Consider the following 19,501-nt stretch of genomic DNA (forward strand, 5'->3'; position numbering starts at 1 on the left):
AACTATATGTGATATATATGAATAGGTAGGTAAAAAGATAAGCAACAAATAGTCGGCCAACTGCTACGAAGACAGAGCAATCTTTGTTATAATCACCGCGTGATAACTCCCCCTAAAGTGATTTACTATTTTGCTAAGTGATAGCGACAGTTAGGGTGGTTATTACAATCTGCTGTTTTCAAAAGCTGTTTTTAAAATACTATTCAAAATTTAATCAGAGAGCGTTTTATGGCCTTAATATCCTTACGTCAACTTCTAGATCACGCCGCTGAGCACAACTATGGTGTTCCTGCCTTTAACGTCAACAACTTAGAGCAGATGCGTGCAATCATGATGGCAGCGGATGCGTGTGACTCACCTGTCATCGTTCAAGCCAGTGCTGGCGCACGTAAATATGCTGGGTCAGCATTTTTGCGTCATCTGATTATTGCTGCTATCGAAGAGTGGCCACATATTCCAGTAGTGATGCATCAAGATCATGGCATGTCACCAGCTATTTGCCAGCGCTCAATCCAGCTTGGCTTTTCATCGGTAATGATGGATGGCTCGCTTGGTGAAGATGGTAAAACACCAATGGATTATGATTATAATGCCAGCGTTACTCGCGAAGTCGTTAAGTTGGCTCATGCGTGCGGCGTTTCAGTCGAAGGTGAGATTGGTTGTTTGGGTAGCCTTGAGACTGGCATGGCAGGCGAAGAAGACGGCTCTGGCGCAGAAGGCGTATTGGATCACGAACAATTATTAACCAGTGCTGACGAAGCTGAACAGTTTGTGAAAGACACCAACGTTGATGCGTTAGCGATTGCTATTGGTACCAGTCATGGTGCTTATAAGTTTACCCGTCCACCGACAGGCGATATTTTATCCATTGAGCGGGTAAAAGAGATTCATGCGCGTATTCCGAATACCCATCTGGTGATGCATGGCTCATCATCAGTGCCACAAGAATGGTTAAAAGTCATTAATGAAAATGGTGGCGATATTGGTGAGACTTATGGTGTGCCTGTTGAACAAATCGTCGAAGCGATTAAACATGGCGTCCGCAAAGTAAATATCGATACCGATTTACGCTTGGCATCAACTGGGGCTATCCGTGAGTTCCTCGCAAAAAATCCAAGTGAGTTTGATCCACGTAAATACTTTAAAGCGTCTATGGTTGCGATGTCAGATATCTGCACCAATCGTTTTGAAGCGTTTGGCTCTGCGGGTCAAGCACATAAGATTCGCCCAATCAGCCTTGAAGGTATGGTCGATTTTTATCAGTAAGCTTGACCGTTAAAAGATAGCATTCAATAACGAAATGGTTGCTCAGCTCATTTTTTATCATGGCTCTAATAACAGGTAGTGGATTATGATTGGATTGATTACTGGACAGGTGCAGTATTTGATGGCACCGACTGCTTGTATTATGACCACCTCTGGTGTTGGCTATGATATTGAGCTGCCATTGCCTTCGTTTTGCCAGTTACAGCTTAATGAGCAGACAAGTATTTGGACGCATTTTCATGTGCGTGAAGATGCGCAGCTGCTTTATGGCTTTATCGATCGTAAAGAGCGCGATGTCTTTCGTCAGTTGATTAAAATCAATGGCGTTGGGGCAAAAATGGCATTAGCAATGCTTTCTGCAATGTCAGCGGCTGAGCTTAAAATGCATGTCGAGCAAGAGTCAGAAACGGCGTTGACCCGTATCCCAGGTATCGGCAAAAAGACGGCTCAGCGTTTATTGATTGAGCTAAAAGATAAGCTGAAAAATATCGAAGTTGATGACAGTAATCTAGAGTTTGCTATTCAGCCTGTGGCAGTTTCTGCTGAAGGTAGTATTGTTGCTGAGGTCGAAGGCGCGTTGATTAGCTTGGGCTACAAAGAACGAGAAGCTCAGCAAGCCATAAAAGCTGCCAAAAGTAACGGTGATACCTTTGCCGATACGCAAAGTTTATTAAAGGCTACATTACAGCAGTTATCTGGATTTTAAGTCTTTTGGGCTCTATTACTATTGATACCGGTATAAGTCTAAATTAAGCAAATAAGCGACAGTCATTGTCGCTTATTTTCGTTTTAGGCTGTGCTTTATTTAATAGCTGCTTTATGATGTTGTGCATGACTTATGCGTAACGTTTGGTTATGCTATTCATAGCAATCCCAAACAATGTGGTTAGCTGTGTCAAGCTTGCTTAGTCTACTAAATGTAGTATTTGCACTCGCTTTCCTAGCTATTAAAAGCTTCTCAAATTTTTGAAAATGGTATGATTACTTCACTCTTTTAAGATAATGATAAAACCTATGATGCAAGATCGTTTGATTAATCCGCTGGAAGGGACAAGTGATGCGCCTGATGCCAATATTCGACCAGCATTATTAGCTGAATATATTGGTCAGCCAGTGGTACGTGAGCAGATGGAAGTGTTTATTGGTGCTGCCAGAGGTCGTAGTGAGGCGTTAGATCATACGCTTATCTTTGGTCCGCCAGGCTTAGGTAAAACGACGCTGGCCAATATTATTGCTCGTGAAATGGGTGGCAATCTGCGCTCAACCTCGGGACCTGTACTTGAGCGACCAGGTGATTTGGCAGCGATGCTGACCAACTTGGAAGAGGGTGATATTTTATTTATCGATGAAATCCATCGCTTGAGCTCCGTCATTGAAGAAATACTTTATCCCGCGATGGAAGATTTTCAGCTGGATATTATGATTGGTGAAGGTCCAGCAGCACGCTCTATTAAACTTGATTTGCCACCGTTTACCTTAGTGGCAGCGACCACACGAGCAGGGTTATTGACCTCGCCATTGCGTGATCGTTTTGGTATCGTTCAGCGGCTGGAGTTTTATAATATTGCTGATTTAACAACGATTGTCAGTCGTGCTGCCCGCTTGATGCGTGTGCCGATGACCGACGATGGTGCCGTGGAGATTGCTCGCCGTGCTCGTGGTACGCCAAGGATTGCCAACCGTCTATTACGCCGTGTACGTGATTATGCTGAAGTAAGGGGCGACGGTAGTATCAACGGCGCGATTGCCGGTAGCGCGCTCGATATGCTGGCAGTTGATAGGCGCGGTCTGGATCATTTGGACCGACGTTATATTGAAATATTGCACGAGCGTTTTGATGGTGGCCCTGCTGGCGTTGAGGCAGTAGCGGCAGCGATGGCCGAGGATCGCGGTACACTTGAAGATGTGATTGAGCCGTACTTGATTCAACAAGGTTATGTATTGCGTACCGCTCGCGGTCGCGTATTGACTCAAATGGCGATTGATCAAATGTTATAGTTAATTCACTATAAAAGAGTTACAGCGTTAACCTCGCTTGAAGTATAATATATACATCTACGCTTGGTTGCCTTGTACCGCTTTCACATTGAATCAACTATATAATATTAAACCTAAACTATTAAAAAAAAGCGCCTACCTTTAATTGAGAGATTAAAGGCAGGCGCTTTTTTTACTTCAGTGTTAAGATAAATGGCTTTACGACTAATGAGTAGGTAAAGCTTCAGGCCATATTTTCCCTGGATTTAAAATATTTTTGGGATCAAGGGCGGATTTAATGGCTTGCATCAGCACTAAAGCATTACCGTGCTCTTGCTGCATATATTTTTGTTTGCCTTGTCCGATGCCGTGTTCACCCGTACACGTACCATCCATCTCAATTGCACGCGTAGCTAGTCGGCTGATAATACCGTCAGCGGTGGCGACTTCTTCTGGATTATTAGTATCCACTAACAGTAAAACATGAAAATTACCATCACCAACGTGGCCGACGATAGGTCCAATCATCCCAGATGCTTCGATATCTTTTGCTGTTGCGCTAAGACATTCTGCTAAACGTGAAATGGGTACACAGGCATCGGTGGATAAGGCACTGGCCTCGGGTCGTAGGGCAGAGCTGGCGTGATAAGCGTTATGCCGTGCTTGCCAAAGCCGTTTACGTTCGGCTTCATTGGTATCCCAAGCGAAATCGCGACCACCGAACTCTTCGATGATATCGGTAAATATTTGCGCTTGTTCAGCGACGCTGGCCTCTGTGCCATGAAACTCTACAAATAGCGTTGGGGTCTCAGTCAAATCAAGGTTAGCATATTGATTACAGGCTTTGATTTGCACCGCATCGAGTAACTCAATTCGAGCAATTGGTAAACACATTTGAATGGTCAGCATGACTGCCTGACAAGCATCTTCGATGCTAGAAAAGTGACAAATCCCGCTGCCAATACATTCGCTAATACCGAATAATTTAAGCGTGACTTCAGTGACGATACCAAGCGTACCTTCTGAACCTATCATTAACCTGGTCAAATCATAACCAGCAGCGGATTTTTTAGCCCGTGTGCCCGTTCGAACGATATCTCCGCTGGCGGTGACTACCTCAAGTGCCAGCACCACATCTTTCATGGTGCCATAACGTACGGCGTTGGTTCCTGAAGCACGAGTGGCGACCATACCGCCGATACTGGCATTGGCACCTGGATCTATCGGAAAAAACAATCCTGTATCACGCAAATAATGATTTAGCTGCTCACGTGTGACCCCAGGTTGTACCGTTACCGTTAGGTCTTCATTATGAACCTGCAATATGGCATCCATGGCATGCATATCGATACACAGTCCACCATAAGGCGCATTTAATTGCCCTTCTAAGGATGAACCAATACCGAAGGCAATCACTGGCATCTGATATTCATTACAAATAGCAACGGCAGCAGCAACCTCGTGTTTATCCTTTACCGTCAATACGGCGTCAGGTGGCTGGTTGGCGAGCCAAGTCATGGTATGACCATGTTGCTCGCGCACCGTTAGGTTGGTGGTGAGCTGTTTATCAAAACGGCCTTGTAAAGCTGCAATGGCATCACTGTGGTCTTTTTTAGTGGCAGTAGATAAATGAGAGGTAGACATAGAGAATTCCTAAAGTCTTTTAAAAAAGTAGATAAAATTGATAAGTGTTACGCTAAAATGCGCCAAACTACCGCCAAAATCGCTAATAGATAAAAGATAGGTGACAGCCAGCCAATGACTTGTGTGGCAATCGCAATAAAGATGACAAAACCAGCAAGCGCCAACCAGTCTCGGCGACGGTCGTTGAGCATATCAGCACGAATTTGTTGTATTTCACGTAATTGACTGTCTTGACGCGACCCTTGTGAGGCAAGGCTTTGTAGGCCTTGATCTAGCAGTTTGGGGATATCAGTGGTAGATAATAAAATTTCTGGTAGCTGTTGGCGTAGCTGTTGTAAATTACGCATTGGATCCAGCTGCTCTTTAATCCAACTGCTTAAAATCGGCTTGGCGAGTGACCAAATATCGAGATCAGGATACAAATCCCGACCGAGACCCTCTACGTGCACCAAGGTCTTTAGCAGCAGCATTAACTGCGGCGGGATACTCATGTGATGGCGGCGGGCAATATCTAAGATTTGCATCAAAACACCAGCAAAATCGATATCGTTAATGGATTTTTTTAACATAGGGCCAACGGTACGTTTCATATCGCGCATCAACGCATGCTTGTCGGCATTTGGTGGTATCCAACCGGCGCGGCTGACAATATCTACCATCGCGGTAAAATTATTATTCATCACTGCCAACAACATCCGCGCGACGATGAGCTGGTCGTCCTTTGATAAGGTACCCATGATGGCGCAGTCAAGCCCAATATAGCGCGGCTCATGACCCAAATCAGTTGGTGCGATATTTGTCGTTAGTGTCTTAACTGGCGGCGTCTCTACAAAGACGTTGCCTGGATGCATGTCAGCATGAAAGAAATTATCGCGAAATACTTGGGTGAAAAATATCGTCAAGCCTTTTTCTGCTAGGGCGGCACGGTCGTAACCCAGCTGATCAAACATTTCAACTTGTGAGATAGGCACGCCTTGAATACGCTCCATGACCATCACATTTTTGGACGAATCATAGACTTCAGGTACATACATCAATGCTGAACCCAAGAAGTTATTGCGCATCTGCGTGGTGTTGTCAGCCTCTAAGGTTAAATCCAGCTCGTTGAGCATGACTTGCCTGTAGTCTTCGACGATGTCGATGATATGTACGGCACGAGCGGCTTCGATACGAGCAGATGCCCAAGTAGCTAATTCACGTAGCAGTTCGAAATCGGCAACAATAGTGGTGCGAATATTAGGGCGAACGACTTTTACCACCACTTCACGGCCATCATGCAGGGCGGCAGTGTGCACTTGAGCAATAGAGGCCGCTGCTAATGGCTTAACGTCAAAGCGAGCAAATAGAATTTCGATAGATTGACCAAGTCCATACTTAGGGTCTTGGATTTGGGTGATCGCAACATTAGAATCAAAAGATTTGACCTTGTCTTGTAACTGAACCAATTGCTCTATAATCTCAGGCGGCACTAAGTCGCGACGCGTTGAGAGCAGTTGTCCAAGTTTTAAAAACAGCGTACCCATATCTTCGAGTGCATACTTTATGGCATTTGGCTGGTGTTTTTTACCCCAAGCTGCTGGATGCAGACGGATAATGCGCGCCAAAGGTTGCAGCTGCGGTGCTTCTTCAATAGAGAGGTGAGTATCAAGTCGATAGCTTGCGGCGATACGCCAAAGCTCAAATAAACGAGCACGATGGGATAATAGCATAAGGTATAAGTACTCTAGAAAACGTCAGAAATAGGGTAGGTGCTATGTTGATCTGTATGCTTATCTTTAGGTAATGCCGACAAAAAACAGCGTTTAACCGTCGTCAATCAAACAAGCAATCAGTGAGATAAGCTACTGATGGAACGAGTTGCTGAGAAACTGAGCCTGTTCTTCTTTGATGGCTACCAATTTGGCTTCTTCACGCTCTACATCCGCACGCAGCTTTAATAGTTGCTGCTTGAGGTCGTTTACTTCTGCTGCCTCGATAGGATCGGGGACACTATTGCCTGCGACATCGTTGGCCCAATCACTGACATCATCAAAGGCGCGCTTGGCACTATGACGCCAACTGCCTTTAAGCTGTGATATGAGCAGATGCAGCTGGCTGGCCATCGGCTTACCGATAAACGGCTCAAGCTGTCCTGCTACATCAGGATCAAAACCTGCGACCAATTGTTTAAGCTGCATCAGCACTTTATAGTCGCCAGCGATAGGTAAATTACCTTCAGCACCGCGCATCAGATTAAGCAACTGCGCGGGATTGTCTACGGTAATGATACAATCAGGGCGACTATGTCCAAGCCGCGCCCGCGCCATACTGGCCGTTTGACGCTCATCCATGCTGCCACTTGGCTCAAACACACTCTCGGTCGTCACTGGCTCAAAACGCAGCCGTTCATCAGTAAACAATACATCCAAATTAATTTCGGGCATGGCCATGTTCAGTCGCAGCACTTTGCCAGCAAGCGGTGCTAGACCAGCTTTGGTAATCTCATCGCTGGTAATCGCAATATTAATCAGCTTTTCGGCACCCGCCAATAGTAAGACAGTCAGCATAAGGCTCTCGCATATTTAGTTGGGCGCCTTAAAAAAGCGCATCGTTTATTAGGATTAGTTGCTCAGTAGTCATCGCTGGATCAGACGCTAGGACTTAAGAGTATTCGCCATTTTTATCGTTAGGATTTTTTATGGCTATGCTTTAAAACCGCGATGCACAGCAACGATACCAGCAGTCAAGTTATGATAATCACAATTCTCAAAACCTGCCTGTTGCATCATTTGCTTGAGCGTTTGCTGATTGGGGTGCATGCGAATCGATTCGGCTAAGTATTGATAGCTTTCAGAATCATTGGCAATTAGCTTGCCCATGATCGGTAAGGCGGTAAATGAGTATAAATCATAAGCTTTGGATAATGGCTCAAATACGGGTTTTGAGAACTCCAAAATCAATAAGCGACCACCTGGCTTTAACACGCGATACATGGATTTTAAGGCCGCATCTTTGTCCGTGACGTTGCGCAGACCGAAGCTAATGGTGATTAAGTCAAAGCTTTCATCGTCAAATGGCGCGAGTGTTTCAGCATTGGCCAGTACAAAGTCGACGTTGTTACAGCCAGCATTGATGAGGCGTTCGCGACCCACTTCTAGCATCGCGGCATTGATGTCTGATAACACCACGTGACCGTTTCTACCGACTTCACGACTGAATACTTTGGCCAAGTCTCCTGTACCGCCAGCGATATCAAGTACATGCTGACCGGCACGCACACCCGATAAGCTAATCGCATAGCGTTTCCATAGGCGATGGATACCAAACGACATCAAGTCATTCATAATGTCATATTTTTTGGCAACAGAGGTGAAAACGTCAGCCACGCGCGCTTGTTTCTCCGCTTTATTGACTGTCTTATAACCAAAATGGGTTTCTTCAGCACCGTCAGTATCGGTCGTGTGCGGGTTATTAATATCATTACGCTGGTTAAAAAGCGTTTGTTTTATTTTTTCTACCTTGGTTTTTGCTGCGGTGTGGTTTGAAGCATCGTTTGTATGGTTATCTGGCATAGTGGTTTGTTGGCCTTGTGGCGTTCCAGTGGGTAGATCTTGGACTTGGGTAAATTCATTGGCATTAGTATTAGCATTGGCATTAGCACTGTCATTGACGTTTGGGTTTTGGCGAGCTTGTGCTTGGGCAGTGATGTTTTGGTTATGGGTGATGCTATCTTGAACCAGCTTGTCTTGTAAATGACCGTTGGCGGTGTTACCGATGGCAGTATTATCAGCATCGTTAATGGATTTTTGATCAGCTTGGTTATGATTGTTATTTGAGTTATCAGTCATCGTCGTGTCCTATTATTGGTTTTTATGATGGTCTGTTTAAGCAATATAAGTGGCTAGTAGCCACTTATATTATTAAGCCTATCATACACCAAACGCTGCTGGCTTACCGCCATTATCCGTGGCATGAACCTCATCAATAATTTGCATTTCGCGCTCACAAAATGGTTCAATAAAGCTGCTCACACTCTTGAGTGGCTTCATGGCTTTAAAACCTGAATCAATAAAATCGTAAAGTGGTTGAAAGTTATGGCGATAAGCGGTGCCCTTCGCTAGTGAAAAGGCTTTTTTTAGCATAAACGAGTTAAGATCCTTATCGGTACGATAACAGACCTCTTTAAGGTTGTTGATTTGGACTCGGCGTTCATCCGCTTCATCAACAGCGCGATAGGCGGCGAGCATATTATCTTCATTAACAGGCAGGTCTTGAGCAAGCAACCACTGCGCCAAATGTAAATCTAGCTCAACCGCTAGAATGGCCGCTTGAATACCCATGCTACCCGCTTCTAAAGAAGACTCTTTGGCAAGGCGTTCAAGTTTTTTGGCTTTCGGAAGGATGCGTCCTAATTGCTCTGCCAATACCTTAAATTCATCACCACCATATAGTTGTGTCAGAAAATAATCGGCCATTGGCTTGTTTTTTGGTTGTTCAAATAGGGTGCTATGCGTCTGTTTGATACGTGCTTGTTGCCATGATTGAACCTCTTTGAGCTTAGTGTTTAATGCGGCATCGTCATGATGTGGCAGCGCCCAAAAACGATTTAAGTGCTGTTGTAAATTGGTTAAAGCAGACATGGCAGGCAATCCTATAAAAGTAAAGATGACAATCAAATTGGTCATAAAAAGGTTTAAGTAATGCGAGATTCTTATATCTATGAGTATCTATTAAAAATGCGCGCAAAATTGTGCTTACCTTAAAAGAAAATAAAGCAGAATACAAATGTCAAACTGTTACATAGCAGCGTTATTTACTGAATTGGTCAAATGCTATGATTAAACGGGCAAGCTTTCAATTATGCCTGCTTTCAATTATGGAAGGATTCCAGTTATGAGCAAAAAGAATAATACGGCTGCGCCCGCAACACCACAAACGGTCAGTGCACAATTTAGTGCAGAGGTGGCTCGCGAGCGCTTAATCCCCAATCCTCTCAGTCAGTTTTCTATGGATAAGGATGCGCTTAGGTTGGCATTGGTTACGGCCCAATACGCCCTACGGGCCACGCGGCAACAAACACCATCTACCCTTAATAGACCCACAGGGTTATTGGTGCTGGTCAATGGTATGGAACAAGCAGGCAAAGGGACAGCTGTTAAGCAATTGCGGCAATGGGTCGACCCGCGGCTGCTTAAGGTTGAGGCCACCATTGGCTATTGTCCATTAGCGTATCAACCGATTTGGCAGGCGCATACCGAGGCGATGCCGCGGCACGGTGATGTGATGGTGTATTTTGGTAATTGGTATGCTGATTTGCTCTATAACATCATGCGTATGGCAGCATCAGACAGCGACAATGATAAGCAACTAAAGAATCAACAGTCAAAAGATAAGAAGTTTGTCAACGAGAAAGCGCTACCAATTGCGAAATGGCAAGATTATTTGCAGCAGCAACTTATTAAGTTACAAGCATTCGAGCAAGACTTAGTCGCCAATCAAACTAGGTTGCTAAAATGTTGGTTCCATGTCGATGTCGACACACTGCAAGCGCGACTAAATGATGATGAGTCAGATCCTGATTTTTTGTATCAAATCGACTGGAATAGTACAAAGATTATTGCTCAGTTTAACGAGGTGGCAGCGGCATTGTTACGGCAGCAGGATGATTGGATTATCATAGATGGTGAAGATAAATCACAAGCCGCCGATCATTTCTGCCATGAAGTACTGCATGCAATGCAAACCGCGCTGGCAAGTAGTAATAAAAATACTAACGAAGCAGATTCTGCTGAGCAGTTCAGTCAAGCGTGCGAAACAGAAAGATTTCAACCTGTAGGACTGCCTAAGCGCTTAAAAGATATTGATGATTCAGAGGTGGATAAGTCTGACTACCATGAAGCATTGGCAGACAAGCAAGCTCGTCTTGCCGAATTGCTGCGCGCACGCCAAGGTCGTCATATCGTTTTTGCATTTGAGGGCATGGATGCGGCAGGCAAAGGTGGTGCGATTAAGCGGCTGGTTGCGCCACTCGATCCGCGTGAATATCAAGTCTATAATATCGGTGCACCGATGTTGTATGAACTAGAGCATCCGTATCTATGGCGCTTTTGGACCAAACTTCCCAACGAGCAAACAGACCGTATCAGTCGCATTGCCATCTTTGACCGTACTTGGTATGGACGGGTATTGGTTGAGCGTGTCGAAGGCTTAGCCACTGATAACGAATGGCAGCGTGCTTATGATGAAATTAATCGCTTTGAGGCAGACTTGGTAGCGGCAGGAACGATAGTCATCAAATACTGGCTGGCCATCGATAAAAAAGAGCAGCTTAAGCGTTTTGAAGCGCGTGAAGATACCCCGCATAAGCAATTCAAACTGACCGATGACGACTGGCGCAATCGTGATAGATGGTCTGAGTACGTCCAATCTGCAGCCGATATGCTGGCACGTACCGATAGCGAAAACGCCCCATGGTGCGTCATTGCGACCGATGAAAAGCGCCAAGCACGTCTGGATGTTTTAGATCATGCTATCAAACAATTATCAGCAGCACTTTCCGATAACTAAGGACTTATGAGCTACGGCAGGGTTTGTGATGCATAATAAGCGTTAATAGGCATGTATTTTAAGCCTGAATAATTTTTAAAACACAACAATTTTTCACTAAATTAACAGGTTGTCTAAAACATAAATTTATAGTTACAAATCTCGCAATATCATCATGCATTATGCGTCTATATTTAATATAATAGGCGCGTAATCGCTTCTGCTCTGCGAGAAAATCGCATAGCAAATAGAGTGTGTTGTCTCACTAATTGACGGTTCTTGTCACGTGATACGCTTATCTTAACAACTATGACAAAAATGATTACAATACCAGCTACCAGTACCAGCATTATTACTATGATATATCTAAGCCGCAAGATGCTGTAATCAGACGATTTAGCAATACTACTTGCGGCTTTGTAATATGTTGAGTGATGTATTTTTTGCCTTATCTATTACCCCTAAGTAAAATAAAATGCGAATAAGTAGGGGTGAGCTTTAGAGTAATGCATCAAAATAGTACGAAAAAATCTTGTTTCTTAACGTTATTTAGTCGGTATATTGCGTATTCTAAGACGCTATCCTAATAGCAGATGCTACCATCCGCATTATCAATAGCCGCGCAATATCATTAACCACATATAATTTCAATCAGTTTACGCAGGACGTATCGACGTATGGGTATTAGCAGCAGTTCTACAGAGTCAACCAAATCAGTCGGCTCTATGAGAATAAATCTATTTTTTGCCATTTTACTGATTGCGATGACCGCCTACTTTTTATGGTGGGGTCTAGATTACACCATGCACCAGCAGACAATGCTATTTATTGTGGCAACTGCTTTTGGTGTCTTTATGGCATTCAATATCGGTGGTAACGATGTCGCTAACTCCTTTGGTACCTCGGTAGGTGCAGGGACGTTGACTATCCCGCAGGCGTTAGGTATCGCCGCGATATTTGAAGTGTCAGGTGCCGTGCTGGCAGGCGGCGAGGTGACCGATACCATTCGTAGCGGTATCGTCGACTTAGATGGTTTAGCAGTCAGCCCCAATCAGTTTATTTATGTCATGCTCTCAGCGCTTATCGCTGCTGCGTTTTGGCTATTATTTGCCACCAAGAAAGGTTTGCCTGTATCGACTACTCATGCCATTATCGGCGGCGTGGTTGGTAGCTCCATTGTATTGGGTATCACGTTAGGTGGTACCGAAATGGCGCTATCGACCGTGAATTGGGGGACGATTGGGACGATTGCCATCTCTTGGGTGCTATCTCCTTTACTAGGTGGCGTTTTATCCTATCTATTATATGGACAAATTAAGAAAAATATCATTGAATATAATGATAAAACAGAAGCACATATTGCCACGCTTAAAGGTAACAAAAAAACTCTCAAAAATAATCATAAAGAATATCTAAGCAGTCTGACAGAATCAGAACAGCTAGCGTATACCTCAGCGATGTTGCGTGATCAAGAAATTTATAAAGATGATGATTGCGTCGTTGAGGACTTAGAGACTGATTATTACAAAGAGCTTTATGAGATTGAGAACGAGCGCAGCAATCTGGATACTCTAAAAGCCCTTAAGAAATGGGTGCCTATGATTGCGGCTGCAGGTGGTGCAGTAATGGCCTCTTTGGTCATTTTTAAAGGTCTGAAGAACGTCAATAATGGTATGACGACGCTGCAAGGCTTCTTAATCATGGGTATGATATCGGCGCTGGTGTGGCTTGCGACCTTTATCTATACCAAAAGTATTCGCGGCAAGCATAAGGAAGATTTGACCAAAGCGACGTTTATTATGTTTAGCTGGATGCAAGTCTTTACCGCATCGGCTTTTGCCTTTAGTCATGGTTCCAATGATATCGCCAACGCTGTTGGTCCGTTTGCCGCGATTATGGATGTGATTCGTACCAACAGTATTGCGACCGAAGCTGCGGTACCACCTGCTGTCATGCTGACTTTCGGTGTGGCACTTATTGTTGGCCTTTGGTTTATTGGCAAAGAAGTCATTCAAACCGTCGGCACCAATTTGGCAAAAATGCACCCTGCTTCTGGCTTCTCAGCTGAATTGGCGGCCGCTGCGGTGGTTATGGGGGCGTCTACTATGGGTCTGCCCGTATCGAGTACGCATACGCTCGTTGGAGCGGTATTGGGCATCGGTATCGTCAATAGAGACACCAACTGGGCGCTGATGAAGCCTATCGGCTTGGCATGGATTATTACCCTCCCTGCGGCGGCCTCAATGTCTGCAATCAGTTATCTCGTGTTGAGTAACGTCTTTTAAGTCTCGCAATCTAAATGATGACACATCCTGATTTTTAACCATAAAAAACGCTTATCGACATCATGCCGATAAGCGTTTTTTTTATAACCAGTCAATCTTTAATCGGTACCAAATTGCTTGCGCTTTTTAGCAAAGAAGCGATCTAAGCGATCCATAGCTTCTTCTAAGTCGTGTAGGTTAGGCAAAAATACCAAGCGGAAATGATCGGGTTTATCCCAGTTAAATCCTGAACCTTGAACCATTAAGACATTTTCTTCTATCAATAAATCCATCATAAACTGCATGTCGTCTTCGACAGGGTAAATCTCGGGATCCATCTTTGGAAAGCAGTAAAATGCGCCTTGTGGCATGGTGCAAGAGATACCTTTAATAGCATTAAGGCGGGATACCGCCAACTCGCGCTGTTTGTATAAACGACCTTTTTGGGAGGTCAAATCTTTCATGCTTTGATAGCCGCCCATCGCCGTTTGAATGGCATATTGTCCCTGCACGTTTGAACATAAACGCATAGAGGCCAGCATGTTTAAGCCTTCGATAAAGTCAGTGGCGTGTTGTTTACGACCTGATACCATCATCCAACCTGCACGAAAGCCTGCGATACGATGTGATTTTGACAAGCCATTGTATGATAGAACCAGTACTTCATCGGTTAAAGTGCTCATCGGCGTATGTTGCATATCATCATAGAGGATACGGTCATAAATCTCATCGGCCATGATAATCAAATCATGCTCTTTTGCGACTTGAATGATTTGTAATAGTACTTCATCGCTATATAGGGCACCCGTTGGGTTATTGGGATTAATAACCACGATACCTTTAGTTTTACTGGTAATTTTAGATTTGATATCTTCGATATCAGGATGCCAGTTGTCTTCTTCATTACAGCGATAATGTACTGCTGTACCGCCTGCTAGGTTGGCCGCTGCTGTCCAAAGTGGGTAGTCTGGCATGGGTACAAGGACTTCGTCGCCATCATTCATTAGGGCTTGCATGGTCATAACAATCAGCTCAGAGACGCCATTACCTAGATAGACATCACGGACGTCAACGGCTGATAAGAGTCCTTTTGATTGGTAATATTGCAGAACCGCTTTACGCGCTGAAAAAATACCTTGAGAATCTGAATAACCAGTCGCTTCAGGTAAATTCATCGCCACATCACGTAAAATCTCATGCGGTGCTTCTAGACCAAAAGGCGCAGGGTTGCCAATGTTTAGCTTTAAGATGCGCTTGCCTTCGGCTTCCATTTTATTGGCAGTCTGAAGAAGAGGACCGCGAATATCGTAGCAGACGTTTTGTAGTTTATCGGATTTTTTTATTGTATTCATAGAGTGATCACTCATCGGATTGTTTGGTGAATTTATTTGAGGAGTAGAGGAGGTTGTGGTTGTTCGTTGAGTTGATAATGGGGCGTCGCTATCCGCTTGTGCAGCTGGAACGCCATCTTCTTTGGCATTGTCTGACTGTATAGCATTATCTGAACCGACCTCTTTATCGGTGTCATTTTGAAGCTCACCACGTAATAGGTAACCTTCGCTACAGCCTAAAATGCGTGCTAGGGTCGGTAGTTTTGATGAAACAATACCATTGGTCCCACGCTCCCAGTTAGAGATTGCGCCGCGGCTGACCTTTGCACCAGCAGACGTCATCGCTTGAGCCAATTGCTCTGCCGTCATTCCTTTGTCACGGCGTAGCTGTACCAGTCGTTCAGCTTGTGTGCTTTTATTTGTGCTATTGCTCATAATTATCCAAGCCTTTTTATTTAATTAGTTTGTAATAGGCGAAGTGCTTAACTTTTTTAATAACTGTATATGCAAGATATTATTGCATATACATTCGTAATGCAAGTTATTTCTAAAATAAGTTTTTTGTTAATGCAAGTTTATCTTGCATTCTACTAAGGTTGTTTTTATTGTTCTAAGCTCTCGCTTTACATAACACTGTCTATAAAGGGTTATAGTGAATTAGCTATATAAGTTTTTGCTATATTATTATAATTATTTAATTTTAATACTTAGGGCGGTTACTCCGTACTGTGTACATTCTTGTAATGTTTGGCTTGAATAGTTAGTACTTAATCGATATATAAAGTTTATCGTTTTTGCAAAAAACTGGACGATAAAGCCCTAATGGGAGGCTATATAAAAGATAGCAGTCCACACAGCAGATTAGATAATCATTTAATAAGGATAATTTATGCAAGACAATCAACTGAACAAAGAAGAAATCAGTCAACTGACCGATACTGATTGGAAAGAGCGTCTGAGCGCTGACGAGTATCATGTGATGCGTGAAAAGGGCACAGAACGTCCATTCACGGGTGTTTATAATGATGTTGATGACAAAGGTATCTATCGCTGCAAAGGCTGCGGTGCTAAGTTATTCGATGCTGATAGCAAGTTTGATGCAGGTTGTGGCTGGCCAAGTTTCGATCAGGGCATCGATAATAGTGCCATCGATGAGCATGTAGATGATTCGCTAGGTATGCGCCGTACCGAAGTCACTTGTAGCAACTGCGATGCGCATTTAGGCCATGTGTTCCCCGATGGACCACGTGAGACCACAGGCATGCGCTATTGCATCAACTCAGTGTCTATCGATTTGGATAAATCTGAGAAGTAATTTGGGCAAATAGTAGGGCATATGTTAGTGTATAGGAAGAAAAGAGTAGGGGACGCCAGTCGTTTCCCTGCCGGCTTTTATTATTGATTAATGCCAAGCCTTTAATCAATAATAAAGGGTAATTGGTTAAGCATTATGCATCAACGACGAAACTTGACGCTGTTAAAACAGACATTTAATAAGTGGTAGTGGGTTATTAAAGTACTAATAGTAAAAAATATCGGTTTTTTATAAAAAAACAAAGCCAGTAAAAACATATACTTGTGATTATATTTGTTGAAAGTATATAAAATAGTTTAAAAAGTAGCAAATACTGTTTGACAGCCATGTGTAAATGTATATAATACACACCCACAGCAAGGGTGATTAGCTCAGTTGGTAGAGCGTCTGCCTTACACGCAGAATGTCGGCGGTTCGAATCCGTCATCACCCACCACTCTTTTAGCGAGTGCACCTTTTTATAGAGGTAAAATGCTAAAGACGACCTAAGCAGCGGTAGTTCAGTTGGTTAGAATACCGGCCTGTCACGCCGGGGGTCGCGGGTTCGAGTCCCGTCCGCTGCGCCATATTTAAAACGAATTTAGATTTTCGAGTCTAAGCAAGTTTCGCCTCAAACATAACTTTGTTTGAGGTTTTTTTGTGTCTAAATTTTCTCCTAAAGCCTCTATCTATAAGGTGTAGATATTTTATCCCTATTAATTATTTATCATCGGTATACTCTTTGACAGTGCATGAATGACAAGTTTTCTTGCAAGCACGCTACGCTTTGAAAATCAGTGACCAAGTGCTCGGTGACCAAACGGTGACTAAGATTGTTAAAATTTGGTTGTGATACATCAGCAGTCAATGGTGCATCAGTGACGCAGGATGATATTCAGTCGATACTGAATAAAATGGATATACGACACTATACTGCGTGACTGGTACAAGTTTTTATGGCTTGCTGTGACTACGTCGACAGAGGCTACAAAAAATTTATCCCAGCACCGCTGTATCTTTATTTTAAAATGATTGCTCAAGTATTTTTAGCTAAAATTTCTATCTTATTAACGAGTAGCTTGGGCAGATAATAATCACTGATGTGCGCGTTTGGGTACTGCTCATCGATCCAAGCAACATAATTATTGGCAGTCAGTTTTCCTCGATAGATCAAGTACAAAGTATGCAGGGCGACGCTACGGGATAGGCCCATCACGCATTGAAAGTTAATCAGCACTCTATCGCTAAGCAGCTGTTCGATTGTAATATCAGGTACTCTATCAAGTGCCGCTAATGTATCTATCTCTTTAAACAACTGGATGAAATTTTGAGCATCAACCTCTTTTAACGATTGTAAATCCAACAGTGGAAAATAGAGGTATTCAATATGAACGGCGATAAATGGTGGATGAGGGTCGTAGAGTGATGAGCTGTTATTAACGTCTAATTTCTGTGCTTGCACATAAGTAGATAAGGCTTTTTTTAGGCTGAAACCATGACTGTTAGTTTCTACCGCTGAATCAATCACAATAATCGTCGCAAAATTGGAAAAACATAAATACTGTTTATCGCTCATTTGTGACAAACCAAATAATTTTGGGGTAGCGACTGCATATACCGAGTCCGCTATTTTGTATTTTGAGTCCATATCAATATGGCTCAATGAGCGAGTATTCGATCGATTATGTTGAGTAGGTTGATAGCGTTGCCCAACGTACCACATCAGCCAATAGCTTAATAATAATGGCATAAACCTCAACCAAGTAGACAGCCGTAAACGCCCTTGCTTATCCTTTGCAAACCAACGTTTATCGCGAGACTGATTGGGGTATTGATACGCCCACGCCAAACCAAAAAAACTTAACATCCAGTACATGGCGATTAAAGAGTACAACCATTCAAAAGTGATAGAGGCAATGCTTCTATTGAGCATAAACCCTGATATCGATAGGATTAAAAACCCTGATATCGCTACTGCCAGATATTTTAAAACAAGATTGTTCCGCAGTTTATTGGTCATGACCAGTACTAACGCTGCCAGTAATAAGCCACCAGCAATATCCAACAGATGATGTTGATAAGTTAGGACGGTGGATACGATAATGAGGCTACAGATACAGCAAAGCGCTAGGCGATATAGAACGGATTTCGAAAGCTGCCATAAACACGTCCCTAGTAATACGGCATATGCCACATGCAGGGAAGGAAGCTGGTTAAAAGGTTTGTCGGTTATATGCAAAAATTGATAACCATAGCGTGCCCAGCCTAATACAGTAGGGCGCTCAAAAGTAAATTTGGCTGGAAATATATAAAAGATAAAACAGGCGAAAAGCGTGGCTAAGATTAACTTGCGTGTTAATAAGGACAGTTGTGCTGGCGTTTTTACCATAAAAAAGCTGGCACAAAACAGCATGATTGACCAGCTATAAGGCACAATCATCAGCGGAATAAAAGGAATCGCTGCGTCAACTAATATGGTTAGATTATAAACTTTTTTAGGCCATATAGAGTTCATGCTACTTAGCTCAGAAAACTGGAGATCATAAAGCAGCGCTTGTGCGTAGACATTAGTTAAAGAATACAGAATGGCAAAGATTCCAAAAGCGCAAGCTAGAGAGAGGCATCTAGATTTCATCGAAAGAGGCGAATGACTGGTCATGGCATTTATCTAATCGTTGCTATAGTGCGGATACTATAAATAGCATAAAACAGCAGGTTTTGACATAAATCAAGTCAAGATTAGGGCGTGTTGAACATTTATATTGTTAGAAATGCTCAAAAAATGATATCTAACGGTAATGAAGGAAAGCAATGATTCTGAATCAAATCAGCGAATAGGTACTTAGAATTATGGCAAGTTTTGGCTACTTTGGTATTGTATTTGCTATGTTTGCCGAAATTTTTTTCTTTCATACTTTCTGAAATCATTATGCCCGCTGCTGATTTTGCAGCGTCGAGAGGTGATTTTAATTTAATCTTGGTTATTCTTTCTGGCACGCTAGGTGCTTCACTTAACGCTTTGCCCTTATATTATTTAGGTCGCGCATTCGAATGAAGAACGTTTAGTCGCGTTTACCAAAAATTATGGCAAATACCTGCTCATTAAACCTGATGACGTTACGTCCGTGAATGATTATTAGTGTAATCTGGCATGATGTCGCCTTGCTTAAAGTAAGCACGACTGTCAGATTTTGCTTGCG

General features: G+C 43.3%; 13 protein-coding genes and 2 tRNA genes. 8 read left to right on the top strand and 7 right to left on the bottom strand.

All coding sequences use genetic code 11. The features are described 5' to 3' along the window. Window positions 1-228 precede the first annotated feature (228 nt). The 3 genes from fba (at window position 229) to ruvB (ending at window position 3,264) form a co-directional block, all read left to right on the top strand. Window positions 229-1,266, top strand: coding sequence for a class II fructose-bisphosphate aldolase (gene fba / locus EI162_RS05265; protein ID WP_192523376.1), 1,038 nt, complete (start codon window positions 229-231; stop codon window positions 1,264-1,266). 85 nt (window positions 1,267-1,351) lie between these two features. After that, window positions 1,352-1,972, top strand: coding sequence for a Holliday junction branch migration protein RuvA (gene ruvA, locus EI162_RS05270; protein ID WP_192523377.1), 621 nt, complete (start codon window positions 1,352-1,354; stop codon window positions 1,970-1,972). A gap of 311 nt (window positions 1,973-2,283) precedes the next feature. After that, a complete protein-coding gene (gene ruvB / locus EI162_RS05275; RefSeq protein WP_225735300.1) occupies window positions 2,284-3,264 on the top strand; it encodes a Holliday junction branch migration DNA helicase RuvB in 981 nt (326 codons plus the stop codon). Between the two features lie 204 nt (window positions 3,265-3,468). On the opposite strand, the gene EI162_RS05280 is transcribed toward ruvB, so the two are convergent. The 5 genes from EI162_RS05280 to EI162_RS05300 all read right to left on the bottom strand — a co-directional run bounded on the left by EI162_RS05280 (window position 3,469) and on the right by EI162_RS05300 (window position 9,506). After that, window positions 3,469-4,887 carry an FAD-binding oxidoreductase gene (locus EI162_RS05280; protein ID WP_192523379.1) on the bottom strand — a complete coding sequence of 473 codons (1,419 nt, stop codon included), beginning with the start codon at window positions 4,885-4,887 and terminating at the stop codon, window positions 3,469-3,471. A 47-nt stretch (window positions 4,888-4,934) separates the two neighbouring features. Further along, a complete protein-coding gene (locus tag EI162_RS05285; protein ID WP_192523380.1) occupies window positions 4,935-6,596 on the bottom strand; it encodes an ABC1 kinase family protein in 1,662 nt (553 codons plus the stop codon). A gap of 132 nt (window positions 6,597-6,728) precedes the next feature. After that, on the bottom strand, window positions 6,729-7,433 hold the full coding sequence (locus EI162_RS05290) for an SCP2 domain-containing protein (protein ID WP_192523381.1): 705 nt from the start codon (window positions 7,431-7,433) through the stop codon (window positions 6,729-6,731). A gap of 135 nt (window positions 7,434-7,568) precedes the next feature. Further along, window positions 7,569-8,375, bottom strand: coding sequence for a bifunctional demethylmenaquinone methyltransferase/2-methoxy-6-polyprenyl-1,4-benzoquinol methylase UbiE (gene ubiE / locus EI162_RS05295; RefSeq protein WP_413038379.1), 807 nt, complete (start codon window positions 8,373-8,375; stop codon window positions 7,569-7,571). A 420-nt stretch (window positions 8,376-8,795) separates the two neighbouring features. Further along, on the bottom strand, window positions 8,796-9,506 hold the full coding sequence (locus tag EI162_RS05300; protein WP_192523382.1) for an FFLEELY motif protein: 711 nt from the start codon (window positions 9,504-9,506) through the stop codon (window positions 8,796-8,798). Between the two features lie 253 nt (window positions 9,507-9,759). Between EI162_RS05300 and EI162_RS05305 the strand changes: the two genes are divergently transcribed. Both EI162_RS05305 and EI162_RS05310 read left to right on the top strand, forming a co-directional pair. Continuing rightward, window positions 9,760-11,433 (top strand): ATPase, encoded by a 1,674-nt coding sequence (locus EI162_RS05305; RefSeq protein WP_192523383.1) that lies wholly within the window; start codon window positions 9,760-9,762, stop codon window positions 11,431-11,433. 656 nt (window positions 11,434-12,089) lie between these two features. Then, window positions 12,090-13,697 (top strand): inorganic phosphate transporter, encoded by a 1,608-nt coding sequence (locus tag EI162_RS05310; protein ID WP_192523384.1) that lies wholly within the window; start codon window positions 12,090-12,092, stop codon window positions 13,695-13,697. A 98-nt stretch (window positions 13,698-13,795) separates the two neighbouring features. On the opposite strand, the gene EI162_RS05315 is transcribed toward EI162_RS05310, so the two are convergent. Further along, a complete protein-coding gene (locus EI162_RS05315; protein ID WP_192523385.1) occupies window positions 13,796-15,442 on the bottom strand; it encodes an aminotransferase class I/II-fold pyridoxal phosphate-dependent enzyme in 1,647 nt (548 codons plus the stop codon). A 454-nt stretch (window positions 15,443-15,896) separates the two neighbouring features. Here EI162_RS05315 and msrB point away from each other — a divergent pair, with 454 nt between their 5' ends. From msrB to EI162_RS05330, 3 genes are all read left to right on the top strand, one after another. After that, the gene (msrB, locus tag EI162_RS05320) at window positions 15,897-16,322 is read left to right on the top strand and encodes a peptide-methionine (R)-S-oxide reductase MsrB (RefSeq protein WP_192523386.1); all 426 of its coding nucleotides are present in this window, start codon (window positions 15,897-15,899) and stop codon (window positions 16,320-16,322) included. A gap of 360 nt (window positions 16,323-16,682) precedes the next feature. Continuing rightward, a tRNA-Val gene (locus EI162_RS05325) sits at window positions 16,683-16,758 on the top strand. 53 nt (window positions 16,759-16,811) lie between these two features. After that, a tRNA-Asp gene (locus tag EI162_RS05330) sits at window positions 16,812-16,888 on the top strand. Between the two features lie 449 nt (window positions 16,889-17,337). Here the strand turns inward: EI162_RS05330 and EI162_RS05335 are convergent. Further along, a complete protein-coding gene (locus tag EI162_RS05335) occupies window positions 17,338-18,816 on the bottom strand; it encodes a phosphatase PAP2 family protein (RefSeq protein WP_192523387.1) in 1,479 nt (492 codons plus the stop codon). Between the last annotated feature and the right edge of the window lie 685 nt (window positions 18,817-19,501).

The sequence above is a fragment of the Psychrobacter sp. FME6 genome (assembly GCF_014861365.1).
Lineage (GTDB): Bacteria > Pseudomonadota > Gammaproteobacteria > Pseudomonadales > Moraxellaceae > Psychrobacter.